Source organism: Micromonospora sp. NPDC050417, from assembly GCF_044458865.1.
In the GTDB taxonomy this organism is placed as follows: Bacteria; Actinomycetota; Actinomycetes; order Mycobacteriales; family Micromonosporaceae; genus Micromonospora_G.
Genome location: NZ_JBITIH010000002.1, coordinates 19,593 through 31,238 on the forward strand (window position 1 = coordinate 19,593; position 11,646 = coordinate 31,238).

Here is an 11,646-nt window from a genome sequence, read left to right on the forward strand (position 1 = left end):
GCGATCCCGCCGGTCCGGTGGCCGGTCAGCGCCCCTGCTGCCCCTTGTCGCGGACCGCCTTCTCGACGGCCTCCCGTACGCGGGCGTCCTCACGTGCCTTGCTCCGTACGCGGCGGCGGCGAGCGAGGATGACCGCCCCGGCGACGACAACGATCAGCACGACGATCAGCACCAGCATCGGCCACGGTGCGGCCCAACCGTGTGCCGTGGCACGGACCGGATCGAGCGAGGTGATGGAGCCGGACGGGTCGGTGAGCAGGGGGGTCAGGGTCGCGGTCGCGGCCAGTCGGAGCGCGGGCGACACACCGTGGACGGGCACCGTCACGTTGCGACTCTCCCCGGGGAGCAGTTCCGGCGGTGACGCGATCTTGCCCGCGTCGACCTTCAGCCATCCGAACGGGCCCGAGACCGACACCGTCTGCTGAGCCGACAGGGTGGCGTTGCCGTTGTTGTGAATCTTGTAGGTGACGGTGGCGTCGCCCTTGGAGAACGGGTTCGACGAGCCGGCGTAGTCAACGTGGAGATCCTCGATCACGAGGCTCGGCTTGAGTTCGCCGCCCACCCGCAGCTTGATCCGGATACCGAGGCGCCGATCGACGTTGATGCCCTCCGCCGTGTCGGCCTGCGTGAGCGACGTGACGATGCCGCCTACGTAGTCGCCAGGCGTGGCGTTGCCCGGGACGGTGACCTTGAAGGGAACCTCGGCGGACTTCCCGGGTTGGATCGTGACGCTGCCGCCGGCGGCGTGGACCCAGGCGCCGATTCCGACGGACTTCCCGTCCTTGGCCAGCAGGTCGAGCTGTCCCGCGTCGGTGGTGAAGCCGTCGGCGGCGTAGACGGCCAGGTCGAGCGGCACCGGGCCTCGGTTCGCAACGACCATGGCGTCCTCGACCGTCGCGCCCGGGTTGACCCCGTAACTGAAGCTGGACCGATCGGCGCCGAAGCCGTTGGACGCCGTCCTGACCGTCCAGGCGACATCGCCGTCGGCCGCCCGAGCGGGGCCAACGGCCAGCCAGGAGACCGCGAGGGTGGCGAGCAGCGCCAGTGCGGCGGTACGAAGAAGGGCGGCGACCGTGGTCTTTCGGCGCGTTACGAGCGCATGCATCTCAAGGTCCTCAGGCGTTTCTGGTGCGGGTCTGGAGCGAACGGCGGGGCAAGCACCCAAAGGCGCTCACCCCGCCGGGTAACGCGGGTTCGATCAGCTGCTCAGCGCGGTGATCGTGAGGGTGGCGCGGTAGCTACCCTTCGCGACGCTGTCCGGGAACTTCAGGTCCAGGTCAGCACCGAGCTTGGCGCCGCCCCGGGGGTGACCCTGCACGGCGGCGGCGAGGCCACTGGAGACCGAGAGACCCTTGCCCTGGTCGTCGAAGGACGACAGAACCTGGGCACCGGCCTCCGCTCCGGCACCGGCGTCCAGGACGTACGGGGTCCAACCGAGGTAGGCACCGGAGAACGTCTTGTCGCCGTCCTTGAAGTCACCCACGCTGGCCGAGAGCGACCACGGGGCGAGCGAACGGCGGCTGTCCGACACGAGAATCGGGTTGATCTTGCCGTTCGCCTCGAAGTACGTACCGTTGCGCTCCTGCGCGGTACCGAGGTCCACCAGGCCGTTGTAGCCGTCGATCGTCCAGCCGAACTCGCCCGGAGCCGGGTTCGGAACGTCAACCTGGATGTCCTGGCCAGAGGCGTGGTACGGGTGCACGGAGACCTTGTCCACGATCGAGCCGACGCCCTGGTCGCCGTAGGCGGCGCTGCGGATGTTCTCGACGACGAGCTTGTCGCTGCGCACCTGGATCTTCATGTAGGTCCGGACGTGCTCCTGGTTCTGCACCGAGTTGTACCAGTAGTTGGCCGAGTTCAGCGGGTCCGCACCGTTGCCGGCACCGCTCGTGCCGCTGCTGTCCGGCTTGGTGATGTCGTAGTACTTCGAGCCCGAGGCCGAGTTCGCCGTCACGTAGAGCACACCGCCGGGGCCGGCGACCACGTCGTCCGCGCCGGGCTGCTCGTTCGGGTCGGCCTTCTCGCCGTTCTTGATCAGGTAGCTACGGGAGTAGCTGTGGTCGTGGCCCTGGAGGACCATGTCCACGCCGAGCTTGGAGAAGGTGGTCGGGAAGTCGACCCGACGCGCCTTGTTGTCGCCGTCCTTGGCGTGGCTGGCCGGCGAGTAGATCGAGTGGTGGTAGACGAGCACCTTCCACTTGGCCTCGTCACCGTGCTGGTTGATCACGTCGGTGACGTACGCGGTGTGCGCCTCGTCGCCGCCGCCGCCCTGGGAGGTGGCGTAGCTGTTGCTGTTCAGGTCGATGAACAGTACGTCCTTGTAGATGTACCAGTAGTCACCGCCCGACGTGTTGGAAGCCGGGTTCCCGTTGGAGTAGTACGCGGCCGACCGGTCGGTGTTCGGGGTGAAGTGGTGCTGCTCCCACGCCTTGCCGCCGACATCGTGGTTACCGATGGTCGCGGCGACGGGGACCTGACGCAGCTGGTCGGGCGCGAGGAAGGCGTTCCACTGAGTCTCGGTGTTGGCGCTCTCGACGTGGTCACCGCCCGACACCAGCATCTCGATGTTCGGGTTGGCGGCGAGCGCGACGTTCAGGGTGTCCTGCCAGCCGGCCTGGTCGTTCGCGACGTTGCCGGAGGAACCGATCTGCGGGTCGCCGAAGAACAGGAAGTCGTAGTCGCCCTCGAAGTCCTGCGTCTTGAAGGAGTACGTCGGGGACCAGTTGCCCTCGGAGCCAACGCGGTACGAGTACGCCACGTGCTCCTTCAGGCTGGTGATGGTCGCGTGGCGGTTGAAGCCGCCGCTGGTGGCGATGTTCGCTCCACCAGTGGCGTCGAAGGTGGAGGCGCTGGCGGGGAACTCGCCGTTCACGATGTCGGCGGTCGGGGCCAGCTGGACCTTCTGTGCGGTGTCGGCCGAGGAGTACCAGGTCACGATGCGCTGGGTCTCGTCGGCGCCCACACCAAGGATGATGCCGGTGAGCGTGGTGGACTCGGCCGCGCTGGCGGCGGTCGCCACACCGCTACCGGCGGCTACGGCCAAGCCCAGGAATGCCGCCGTGGCCCCTGCGGCCATGCGGCGCCGCACAAGCCCGGGGGCCCGTGTCGAGTAGCTCAATGTCATCGACTTCCGTTCCTTTTACCGATGGAAATATGGAGAAGCTTTTCTCTTATCGCAGAGAAGCAACTTCACGCTGTCCCTGCATGGTGAACCCGTCATGAACGTGATCTTGCGACTGATTGCATTTCGGAAGGACCTGGGCCGCCATCTTCAGGACCCCGACAGGCGCTGCACGAACCAGATCAACCCCATAAGGGACACGCCGGCAGAGACGACACCGGTCGCCCAGAGACCGATTTTCGGCGCACGGCGTCGCAGCAGGATCAACAGCGGGAAAACAACGGCGATGATCGCCAACTGCACAGTTTCGATGCCTACGTTGAACACCAGCAGGGACCAGAGCAGAGTCCAGGACCACGCCTCGTCGATCCCTAACGCACCCGCGAAGCCGAGGCCGTGCACGAGACCGAAACAGAACACCACCCCGAGGCGGATCCAGCCCGCACGATCCAGGTTGAAGTGGCCGCGGCCCGCCGTCTCAAGCTCCGTGGCGCGGTCGCCGCGACGCCAGACCCCCCACAGGTGCCAGCCGGCGACGACGGCGATCGACAGCGCGATGATCGGCTCCACGACGCTTGCGGGCACGTTGACCAGGCCGAGAGCAGCGAGCATGAACGTCACCGAGTGCGCCAGGGTGAAGCTCGTCGCCGCGAGCACGATCTCACGCAGACGCCGCGAACCGGCGATGAGCGCCAGCAGGAACAGAATGTGGTCGATCCCGGTCAGCAGGTGCTCGGCACCGAGGACGAAGAACTCCCGGAACCGCTCGTACCACGCCTGGGCGGTCGAGAAGGACGGGCTGCCCGCGTCCAGTGCGGCGCTGCCCGAACGACCGTCGATCTCGTAGGTGACGATCGTCTTGGTGCCCTTGACGTAGGTTTCGCCGTCCGGGAACAGCGCGCTGCGCACCTCGTGTTCGTCGGCCCGTTCGGGGCAGGTCCAGTCGAGCAGCAGATCGGCGTACGGCACGCCCTCCTGCTGGCCGATCGTCACGCCGCCGACCTGCGTCGGCTTGCACACCTCACCCCGGGAAGTCACCGAGAAGCGCTCGGTGACGTACTTGGCGACGGACGCGGCGTGGGTGTCCAGCGCGGCGGCCTGTCCTTCTGGGTCACCTGCGTCGAATGCGGCGGTTCCCGCATCGAAGAGCGAGTCGTCGTCCTCGTAGTCGGCCGCGGACACGACAAGGAGGTCGTATTCGAGTCCCAGCTTCGTCCTTATGTGACCCTCGTCTCCCGCTGTGATATTCGCGTACACGGTCGACGAAAATCCGTGGGCCAGCGCCGGCCCGGCATTCAGAAACACAATTATCACCGCAGCGATCCCGACAACGGTGGCGATAACGGTACGGTGGACGGGTCTCAACATGCGGCTCCCTCGCTCTGGCCAGTGCACGTTGCATGTCGCGGGTTAACAGCAGCCCGACCGCCGGAGAACCACTGGAAAACAAACTCGCGGAACGCCAGCCAGTGGATTGAGCGGGAGAGAAGGTGAGATAGGAATACAAGGAACCACGGGACTTCCGCCACCACCGAAAAGGACGAACACCTTGCGCCCCCCGCTTCGGGCCGTTGCCATGCTGGCCGCGGCCGCCGCGCTCGTCACCGGTTGTAGTTCCGGTGACGACTGGTCACGGCCGCACGCCAAGCCCAGCGCCATCGGGACTCTGGGCCCTGGGTTCGTCGACCCCTCCGCCAAGCCCGCCCCGGAGGCGACCGTCACGCCGCGACCGGGCTCCTGGGACGGGGTCCATCCGTCGAAGGACTTTCGCGTGGTGCTGCTCACATCGGGTGACGACAGCCCGACCAAGGCCCTCGTGAAGGCGGTCGAGGACTGGGCGAAGGAGGAGGACGTCAACCTCCGAACGGTGGTCCCCCACGATGCGCACGACTTCATTCCCAGCATCACCAGGGTTCTCGACATGAGCCCGGACCTCATCGTCAGCGCGGGCAACGACCTCATTGACCCGCTCGCCACGGTCACCCCGAGCCATCTGTCACAACAGTTCCTGGTGGTCGGCGCGGAACTGGCGGAGCCCACCCACAACGTCACGTCCGTCGACTGGAACGGTGCCTCGTTCCGGGGCGAAGGGCTCGGCGCCTCCTCGACGTACGACCCCGACTCGTTCACGGCGCAACGCTGTGCCGCCGCCATCAGGGCGGGCGTCGCGGCCGTACTCAACGACCTGACCGGGATCGTGGTCTGGCTCGACCAGGTCTAGCTGGGAAGCGGCTGGCACGCTGGTGCCGACCGACGGGGCAGCACGGTCCGGAAAGCTTCCCGAAACTTTCGGTGGCGCCAGGTCGAATTTCGACCCTTCGCCGCAGTCTCCGATCGGTCAGACTCAGACCTCGATCGGCCCGGCATCGCCATTGGCTAGGACAGATGACGTCCCTGCGAGAATCCGACGCCGAGACATGTTTCCACAAGGTTTCCGAAAGTTGTTGACAAGTCGACAGAGTGGGGCCAATACTTTCGCCATCGACAGCCGTCGATCAGCGTCGGTACCACCCACCACGACCCACTCCTTCGGTCGTCGTGCAGGACGACCGGCCAACCACCCCTCGTGGTACGACGCCGACCTCCGGTAGCCGCCACCCGGCCACCGACAGCCTCGCCGGGTCGTACCGAGCTGCCGGCCTCCCGCCAGCCGTGACGAGGAAGGAAGGCACCTACATGAACGACGCCCCCGTCCACCCGAGGAGCCACAGGCCCGGACGCCTCCGGATGCTCATCGGCGGGGCATGCGCCATCGCGTTGGTCACGGCCGGAGCCACGGTCATCGTGTCCAGCCCTGCCCACGCCCAGACCGTGACGTCGAACTCCACCGGAACCCACAACGGCTACTTCTATTCCTTCTGGAAAGACAGTGGCAACGTCTCCATGACCATGGGCAACGGCGGTCAGTACAGCACCCAGTGGAGCAACGTCAACAACTTCGTCGCCGGCAAGGGCTGGAACCCCGGCGGACGTCGGACGGTGAGCTACTCCGGCACCTTCAACCCGTCCGGCAACTCGTACCTGACCCTCTACGGGTGGACCAGGAACCCGCTCATCGAGTACTACATCGTCGACAGCTGGGGCACCTATCGGCCCACCGGAACGTTCAAGGGCACGGTCACCACCGACGGCGGTACGTACGACGTCTACCAGACGCAGCGGGTCAACGCGCCCTCCATCGACGGCACCAGAACGTTCTACCAGTACTGGAGCGTCCGGCAGTCGAAGAGGGTGGGCGGCACGATCAACGTCGGCAACCACTTCGACGCGTGGGCCCGTTACGGAATGAACCTCGGCAACCACGACTACCAGATCCTGGCCACCGAGGGATACCAGAGCAGCGGAAGCTCCAACATCACGGTGGGCGGCTCGACCCCCGGTCCCAACCCCACCACCCCGCCGCCCGGTGGCGGCTGCACGGTCAGCGTGAGCCGTGCCGACGAGTGGAGCGACCGGTTCAACGTGAACTTCTCGGTCAGCGGTAGCAGCAACTGGGTCGTCACCATTCGTACGAACGGCGGCCAGACCCTCCAGAACAGCTGGAACGCGTCGGTCAGCGGGACCACCGGCACCCTCACGGCACGCCCGAACGGCAACGGCAACAACTTCGGCATCACGCTCTACAAGAACGGCAACAACACCACACCCACCGCAAGCTGCGCCACCGGCTGAGCGGACGCGCGGCGACGCCGGCAGAGCCACCCGCGCCACGGCCCTGACCCACCGTTGTCTCGTACGTGTCCGGGGAAGGCGGCCCACCGGCTGCCCTCCCCGGACACATGCCCTCCGGGAGGAGGGCATCGCCTGTCGCCCAACGTTCGCGGTCACGGCACCACCGGCGTCGAGCCACCGGGAAAGCACACCGGACCCACACACGGTGCAGACCGACCGCGTCGCTGCTGCCGTTGCACCCTGGCGCGAAGGCTGCACGGGTCGAGGTCACCTGCGTCCTTCCGGGAAGGTCGATCATGGGGCCAACGAGCTCACCACACCCCATCACACCGGCCCGACGACTCCCACCCCCACCACTGACCCCACTCCCTTGTCAGTCGGGCCGGGGGAGTTACGCCGACCCACCCGTTCCCGCGTCGGGTGGTAGTCATTGCCTTACTGTCGGTATTGGCAACGGAACCGGGCAACCGCGTGTACGTCAGATTGCCTAGATCGTCATAGGGAGGCAGTGATGCGCTCAGCCCGTGCTCGCGTACTCGTCTCGGCGCTCTTCGCCGTCGCCGCGCTGTCGGCCTGCAGCCAGCCCTCGTCCACCTCGCCCGGCCTGCCCGGCGGACCCGGCGGCGACGCGCCCGTCTCCGCGACCCATCCGCCGGCTGATCCCAGCAGGGCAGCCAATCGGGGCATGGTCACCGGCACGGTCGCCCGCGCCGACGGCTCGCCGGTACCCGGCGTGGGAATCGAAGTGAAGTCGATGGACAACCCAGCCAAACCCGTCCCCGAACTGGTCGTCACCACCGACGCCAAGGGCGTCTACCAGTGGAACCTGGAGCCGGGCCGCTACGAGTTCCACATCCGGACCGGGGGCACCTCGATCACGGGCCAGGCGGCACCGCAGCCGGCCACGGTGACCGCCGGGCAGACCTCAACGGTCGACTTCACCCTCACCTGACCGCCCGCCGACCCGACCCGACAAGGCCCGCCCTGCTGCTCGAAGCCCGGTCTCCTTCACGACGAAGGAGACCGGGGCATCCGCTCACTCTGATTCATCACACGACGGTGGGTTGCTCGTTCCGCTGGACGTCCTCGGAGTTCTGCACGAAGGTCTGCTGGGAAACCTGGACGAGTTCCGCGGTGTCGTGGAACTGCTTGAGGGTCGTGGATCCGCAGCTGATCATCGTGGATCGCAGCTTGGCGAGGGTGACCTTGACGTTGTCGTACAGGCTGCCGGCGTGGGGAACGTACCCGTCGACGCCTTCCTCGAAAGCAAGATCCGTACCTTGTCCGTACCGGGCCGCGTTACGGGCGCGTGCGCTCCCCTCGCCCCAATACTCCTTGAGGATCTGCCCGCCGATCTTGACCTGGGGCGCCGGGCTCTCGGTGACCCTGGCGAAGTAGCGGCCGAGCATCAGGAAGTCGGCGCCGAACGCGAAGGCGATCGCCATGTGCGAGTCGTGGATGATGCCGCCGTCGGAGCAGAGCGGGACGTACATCCCGGTCTGCCGCGTGTACGCGTCCCGTGCTGCGACGATCTCCGCGAGTGCGGAGGCCTGGCCGCGGCCGATGCCTTTCTGGTCGCGGGTGATGCAGATCGATCCGCCACCGATGCCGACCTTCACAAAGTCGGCGCCCGCATCGGCCAGGTACTGGAATCCCCGGCCGTCGACGACGTTACCGGCGCCGATCCTGACGGAGTCGCCGTACTCCTTGCGGACGTACTCCAGGACGTTCTTCTGCCAGACCGAGTATCCGTCGGAGGAGTCCAGGCACAACAGGTCCGCGCCGGCCTCGACCAGCGCCGGAATCCGCTCGCGGTAGTCGTGGGTGTTGACGCCGGCCCCGACTCGGAACTGCTTCTCGCCATCGACGGTTTCGTTGCTGAACTGCTTGTGCAGTTCGTAGTCGCGGCGCTGGACGAGCGCAGTGACCCGGCCGTCTTCACCAACGATCGGCAGGACGTCCTGGCGGGAGTCCCACAACAGCGAGTTCGCCGTCGCCAGCGACATTCCCGCGGAGCCGGTCACGAGCTCGTTGACTCGCCGCATCCGGGTCTCGACGCTGTCGTCGACGCTGTGCCGGTGGAAGTTGAAGTCCTGGGCGGTGATCAGCCCGACGAACGCCCCTGACGAGGTTCCGTCCTCGGTGACGACCGCCACGTCCCGTCCGGTCGACTTCAGCAGTTGGTCGGCCTCCGCGAGGGTCGCCGACGGTTTGATGTTGACATCGTTGTGCCGGAATCCAGCCTTGTGTTTCTTGACCGCGGAGACCATCTCGGCCTGCTTGTCGATCGGCTGATTCTGGTGGATGAACGCGATACCGCCGACCTGAGCCAACGCGATCGCCAGCTGCGGGGATGAGACGGCTCCCATAATCGCGCTGACCAGGGGAGTGGCAATCCGGATCGGCGACTGCTCTCCGACAGGGTGCCGGACAAGGGGCGTCGAGAGGTCGATGTTGTCCGGCGTGCAGTTCTCGTCGGTGAGGTTAGGCAAGAGAAGATATTCACCGAAAGAGCGGGAGATATCGGGCAGGATCCGCACTTCTGCACTCCATGACAGTTGATATGCCGGTTTGCGGTGCTTGGGGGCTGATCGCATAACGTTACCAGCCCTCGCTTGCCGCCCTGGAATCGCACATTTCGTACGCATCGATGTCGGCGGTCAGCAAAAGGCTGCTCCGCTCACAGCCGGCACCAAACCTCGGCGGGGTATGGAGCCCCGGTCGGCACTGGTCCCGGTCCCCTCCGGGGTACGGCGAAGTGAAGAGGTGGGGTCCGACCGACCGGCCTGAATGTCACCAGCCACGGTGACTGCCGCCACAACTCTGCGTCGCCGCCGCACGCCGCGACGTGCGGCGGCTTCGGGCCATGACGCGCGAGGATCACGGACGCGGTACGGGACGAACGGAGGGGCGGGTTCGCGATCACCCGGTGGAGTTCGGCTGCGTGGAGCACGCTGTCCTGATCCCCCGGGAGTGGTGACCGCCGTGGAACCGGCGCGCTGGCGCGGCGGCGCCCACCTAATGTGAGGCCGAGCCTGGACACGACCTCGTGCGATGTCGGCTTACGACACCTCCACTGCCAACCCGGGCTCGACGAGCTGGGTAGCGGGCGGATAGATGCTGCGGAGTTCCGTCCGGGCCACGGCGCGCAGGTGCACCTGGTCGGGGCCGTCGGCCAGGCGCAGCGCGCGCAGCATGGTCCACATGCGGGCAAGCGGGGTGTCGTCGCTGACTCCGGCCGCGCCGTGGGTCTGGATCGCCCTGTCGACGACCTCGCTGGCGACCCGCGGAGTGATCGCCTTGATCATCGCCACCTCGGCTTTGGCGGCTTTCGGACCGTGCTTGTCGATCAGCCAGGCGGCCTTGAGGATGAGCAGCCTGGCCTGCTCGATGGCGATCCGGGACTCGGCGATCCATTCGCCTATGACGCCCTGCTCGGCCAGCGGAGCACCGAAGGCCGTCCTGGACGCGGCGCGCCGGCACATGAGTTCCAGTGCCCGTTCGGCCATGCCGATGGCGCGCATGCAGTGGTGGATGCGGCCGTATCCGAGCCGGGACTGGGCGATGGCGAACCCGCTCCCTTCCTGCCCGATGCGATGGTCGACCGGTACCCGCACATCGTCCAGCGTGATCTCGCAGTGGCCGTGCTGGTCGGAGTACCCGAAGACGGGCAGTGACCGGCGGACGGTCACCCCGGGGGTGTCCAGCGGAACGAGCACCATCGACTGCCGGGCGTGGGAAGCAGCGTGCGGGTCCGTCAGACCCATGACGATCATGATCTTGCAGCGCGGATCGGCGGCACCGGTGATCCACCATTTCCTGCCGTTGATCACATAGTGGTCGCCGTCGCGCTCGATCCGGGTGGCGATGTTGGTGGCGTCGGAACTGGCGACGTCCGGTTCGGTCATGGCGAAGCAACTTCGGATCTCCCCGGACAACAGCGGGGCCAGCCACCGCTCCCGCTGGTCCGGAGTGCCGAACAGGTGGAGCACCTCCATGTTGCCGCTGTCCGGTGCCGCGCAGTTGGTCGCCTCGGGGGCCAGGTGTGGTGACCGTCCGGTGATCTCAGCCAGCGAGGCGTAGTCGGTGACGCTCAGCCCATGGGCGGGCTGCGTCGCGCCGGGCAGGAAGAGGTTCCACAGTCCGCGCCGGCGTGCCTCGTCCTTCAGCTCTTCCACAATCGGGGGCACATCGTGCTCCCGACCCTCGCGCCGGAGCGCGCTTCGCTGCTCGGCGTACACGGGCTCGGCCGGATACACGCAGGCGTTCATGAACTCCTGCAGGCTCGAACGGTAGTGGCGGGCCACCGCGCTGAGCTCGAAATCCACGCGAATCCACCTTCTGCCCCATGGGGCGAATAGTCGACGGCTCGACGAGGACCAGCGCACCGCCACGCCCCGTCAGCCCCCTCGTTCCAGGCGGGCGACAGCGGCTCTGTTCGGCCGCGACAAGCAGCCATGCCTGGGGTTCCGGGGTCTTGACCCCTAATCCCGGACACGGAGTTATTCGGGGCCAGCGTAGCCGGTGACGGCCGGAGGTTCTTCTCGTAGGTGATCAGTGATTGCTGTTCGAGCCGGTGTTACGCCAGGCGCCCTGGTCACGGTCAAGGACCACCGGCACGACGCGCTGAAGACCGACAGAAACTGACCGCTCTCGTATGCCGGATCCGCGACCGCGTCGACGACCACCCACGCTTCGCCGTCGAACTGCGGTCTCCTTTCGACAGCAGCATCGCCGAGTAGCAGATCCGCACGGTCAAGGTCCGGCAAGAATCTTCCGGGAGCTTACGCGTTCTCGACGAAGCACAGCAATTCGCGCTCGCCGACTCCCGTATCGCCACCGCTATCGCACAC

The 11,646-nt window shown here is 66.8% G+C and carries 8 protein-coding genes; 3 read left to right on the forward strand and 5 right to left on the reverse strand.

Annotation, left to right across the window (positions count from 1 at the left end):
- Positions 1 to 25: 25 nt before the first annotated feature.
- The 3 genes from ACIBF5_RS02690 to ACIBF5_RS02700 form a co-directional block, all read right to left on the reverse strand.
- Positions 26 to 1,105, reverse strand: a complete 1,080-nt coding sequence (locus ACIBF5_RS02690; protein WP_396807420.1) for a WxL protein peptidoglycan domain-containing protein — start codon at positions 1,103 to 1,105, stop codon at positions 26 to 28.
- A 93-nt stretch (positions 1,106 to 1,198) separates the two neighbouring features.
- The gene (locus ACIBF5_RS02695) at positions 1,199 to 3,124 is read right to left on the reverse strand and encodes a fibronectin type III domain-containing protein (protein ID WP_396807422.1); all 1,926 of its coding nucleotides are present in this window, start codon (positions 3,122 to 3,124) and stop codon (positions 1,199 to 1,201) included.
- 147 nt (positions 3,125 to 3,271) lie between these two features.
- A complete protein-coding gene (locus tag ACIBF5_RS02700) occupies positions 3,272 to 4,516 on the reverse strand; it encodes a HupE/UreJ family protein (RefSeq protein WP_396807424.1) in 1,245 nt (414 codons plus the stop codon).
- Positions 4,517 to 4,670: 154 nt separating this feature from the next.
- Here ACIBF5_RS02700 and ACIBF5_RS02705 point away from each other — a divergent pair, with 154 nt between their 5' ends.
- The 3 genes from ACIBF5_RS02705 (at position 4,671) to ACIBF5_RS02715 (ending at position 7,745) form a co-directional block, all read left to right on the forward strand.
- Positions 4,671 to 5,342, forward strand: coding sequence for a hypothetical protein (locus ACIBF5_RS02705; protein WP_396807426.1), 672 nt, complete (start codon positions 4,671 to 4,673; stop codon positions 5,340 to 5,342).
- A gap of 455 nt (positions 5,343 to 5,797) precedes the next feature.
- Positions 5,798 to 6,793, forward strand: coding sequence for a glycoside hydrolase family 11 protein (locus ACIBF5_RS02710; protein WP_396807428.1), 996 nt, complete (start codon positions 5,798 to 5,800; stop codon positions 6,791 to 6,793).
- Positions 6,794 to 7,304: 511 nt separating this feature from the next.
- Positions 7,305 to 7,745 carry a carboxypeptidase-like regulatory domain-containing protein gene (locus ACIBF5_RS02715; protein ID WP_396807430.1) on the forward strand — a complete coding sequence of 147 codons (441 nt, stop codon included), beginning with the start codon at positions 7,305 to 7,307 and terminating at the stop codon, positions 7,743 to 7,745.
- 97 nt (positions 7,746 to 7,842) lie between these two features.
- Here ACIBF5_RS02715 and ACIBF5_RS02720 read toward each other — a convergent pair whose 3' ends face one another.
- Positions 7,843 to 9,390 (reverse strand): IMP dehydrogenase, encoded by a 1,548-nt coding sequence (locus ACIBF5_RS02720; protein WP_396807432.1) that lies wholly within the window; start codon positions 9,388 to 9,390, stop codon positions 7,843 to 7,845.
- 465 nt (positions 9,391 to 9,855) lie between these two features.
- The gene (locus ACIBF5_RS02725) at positions 9,856 to 11,121 is read right to left on the reverse strand and encodes an acyl-CoA dehydrogenase family protein (protein WP_396807434.1); all 1,266 of its coding nucleotides are present in this window, start codon (positions 11,119 to 11,121) and stop codon (positions 9,856 to 9,858) included.
- Positions 11,122 to 11,646: the final 525 nt, after the last annotated feature.

Excerpts from the sequence above, each read along its gene's own strand:
- ACIBF5_RS02690 (WP_396807420.1), bottom strand. The coding sequence starts at position 1,105 with ATGCATGCGCTCGTAACGCGCCGAAAGACCACGGTCGCCGCCCTTCTT.
- ACIBF5_RS02695 (WP_396807422.1), bottom strand. The coding sequence starts at position 3,124 with ATGACATTGAGCTACTCGACACGGGCCCCCGGGCTTGTGCGGCGCCGC.
- ACIBF5_RS02715 (WP_396807430.1), top strand. The coding sequence starts at position 7,305 with ATGCGCTCAGCCCGTGCTCGCGTACTCGTCTCGGCGCTCTTCGCCGTC.
- ACIBF5_RS02710 (WP_396807428.1), top strand. The coding sequence starts at position 5,798 with ATGAACGACGCCCCCGTCCACCCGAGGAGCCACAGGCCCGGACGCCTC.
- ACIBF5_RS02720 (WP_396807432.1), bottom strand. The coding sequence starts at position 9,390 with ATGCGATCAGCCCCCAAGCACCGCAAACCGGCATATCAACTGTCATGG.